Below are 2,422 nucleotides of genomic sequence, written 5' to 3'. Positions count from 1 at the left end.
TCAGGAGTCAGGAGGAGATTGGAAAATTTCTTTGCCATCTCTTGAAATCCCCAAAAATGCACACTTTTTCCGGTATACCCTTCAAAACCCTTGCACTAATTTCTGTGTTTATCAGCCTCTAACCTTTAATATATCAAGGTTTTAGGTTTATTCAGCAAACCCTAATTAATTACAACGTCAACAGTCAATATTCATCAGTCAATTTGTAAATTTCTGGGATTTTTGAGAATAAAATGATTATCTTCCTTGATTAAATCACCCATACAATTAATTGATAATCGTTCTTGATAAGCCTTAATAGCTAAGATATAATCCTGATTATTGAGAACTGTTTTAATTTCTTGTAATTTCTCAAATACTGCACCTAATAATGTAATTTCTCCTCTCGGTTTATCAATTTCTGGAGTGGATATTTCCTTGACAATACCTTGAATATTAAAGTTAGGATAATTGGTGATAAATTCACTTAAAATATCAAATTGATTTCTATTTTCTACTATCTCTAATGTTTTCAAAATATCACTAATTCTTTCAGCATAGTCTCCTAAATTCTGTTGCAGAGGTAGCAAAATTTCATATTCATTAATAGAGTCTTTTTTAAATCGCCAAATTGCTCCAGCATCGTTATAAATTCTACCTGTTTCCTGCCATCCTGTAGCTTGTAGATGTGTTTGGATAATTTCAGGTTGAACTGTTTTGAGTATTTGACTATCTTTAATGGTAACTTTCATGGCAAATCTCCCAAACTAATACGTTGAATGATGGTCTGTAGTGCATCCAGTGTAAACTGATTACTACGAGGTATTTTAATAGTAACATTTGTTGTATTTGTGGTATCAGGCATTCCGCGTAATGAAACCCAATAAGCACAATATCTCAGACAAAGTTCCTCTTCTGTTTGTTTTATCCAGTCAGTGATTTTTTCGGGAACTAATACTACCACTAAAATTCTCGGAACAAGAGAATTTATCCTTAAATCATGATAATTTTTGAGAATTAGGGGATATTTAATACAGTTTTCTTCAAGAACATCTCTAGCAGTACATTTAAGTTGTAATTCTACTCTGGGAGAAAAGATTTTACCTGTACCTCCTCTGCTAATTATACCTAAATCTACACTATCATTGTCTATTTCCGGTCTATATATAGAATAACCTGCTACGGCAGCGATCGCTCTAACATAAGTAATACTAAATTGTTCTTTTTGCTGGTTGATATCCATTAAATTAGAAATTTATACTCAAATTAAAACACTCCTAATAATACCCCAAAAATTCTTTTGTCGTCTGAATCAGGATACCCCCTGGGGGAAGTCAAAAGTCAAAAGTCAAAAGTCAAAAGTCAGAAGTCAGAAGTCAAAAGTCAAAAGTCAAAAGTCAAAAGTCAAAAGTCAGAAGTCAGAAGTCAAAAGTCAAAAGTCAAAAGTCAAAAGTCAAAAGTCAAAAGTCAAAAGTCAAAAGTCAAAAGTCAAAAGTCAAAATTCTCAAGATTATTCTTCACTACCTCTTGACAAATTTCTGAATTTAGCCTATCATTAAATTATGGTGGGAATTTTTGTAGCCATATATAGTCATGTTATTAACAGGCTCATAGAAAAACAGATATCAAACATTCCCAAAAACTCATCAACCCAACCATTATCAAACATCCTGTTAATCCTTAAATCCTGGACATCCTGATTCTGACAAAATATTATTGTTGTCATCCAGAGCCTCCCGTGAGCATTCCCCAGCAGAGCCAGGGAACGAGGGAAGATTGATATTAACGCAACTGGGATAACAAGGTTTTCATTTTAGGAGTAGATAGCAATTTCTGAGTATCAGCAATTATTTTATCACCCCAAAGATTCTTTTTTAAAAAGTTAGTATCTGCAAAGTTTTTATCTAATTTTAATGCCGTTTCCGCTAACTGATAAGCCTGTTGTTGTTCTCCTTTAGTATATAAAGCCACAGCTAAAGCTAATATGGGTTCGGCTGATTTATTATCAATTTTCATGGCTTTTTGCCATTGTTTAATCGCTGTTTCTTTGTCTCCCTGTTCATATTTTATCAAGCCTATATTATTAACAGCAGCTAAACTATTGGCATCTTTAGCAACCGCCTGATTATATTCAGATATTGCAGCTATGTAGTTTCCTTGTTGATGATAAACAACTCCCCGGTTGCTGTAGGCTTGGGCTAAGTTAGGATTAAACTTGATAGCTTGGTTGTAATCATCTATAGCACCTTGCTTATCTCCTAATTCATAACGGACATTTCCCCGAAAGTAGTAAGCATAAGCATCGTTAGGATTAATCTTGATAGCTTGGTTGTAATCATCTATAGCACCTTGCTTATCTCCTAAATCATCACGGACATTTCCCCGGCCGATGTAGGCATTGGCATAGTTAGGATTAATCTTGATAGCTTGGTTGTAATCATCT

The 2,422-nt window shown here is 33.9% G+C and carries 3 protein-coding genes; all 3 read right to left on the bottom strand.

All coding sequences use genetic code 11. The features are described from left to right. Positions 1-194: 194 nt before the first annotated feature. On the bottom strand, positions 195-731 hold the full coding sequence (locus tag FFR48_RS27280) for a hypothetical protein (RefSeq protein WP_137669515.1): 537 nt from the start codon (positions 729-731) through the stop codon (positions 195-197). After that, on the bottom strand, positions 728-1,222 hold the full coding sequence (locus FFR48_RS27275; RefSeq protein ID WP_137669514.1) for a DUF4365 domain-containing protein: 495 nt from the start codon (positions 1,220-1,222) through the stop codon (positions 728-730). Before FFR48_RS27275 ends, FFR48_RS27280 begins: the two co-directional genes overlap by 4 nt. Positions 1,223-1,761: 539 nt before the next feature. Continuing rightward, the coding region (locus FFR48_RS27270; protein WP_137669513.1) for a tetratricopeptide repeat protein at positions 1,762-2,422 on the bottom strand (661 nt) is incomplete at its 5' end.

The sequence above is a fragment of the Sphaerospermopsis reniformis genome, assembly GCF_005402885.1.
In the GTDB taxonomy this organism is placed as follows: Bacteria; Cyanobacteriota; Cyanobacteriia; order Cyanobacteriales; family Nostocaceae; genus Sphaerospermopsis; species Sphaerospermopsis kisseleviana.
The sequence above is the reverse complement of the archived record's forward strand: the minus strand, read 5'-3'. Positions and strand labels throughout refer to the sequence as shown.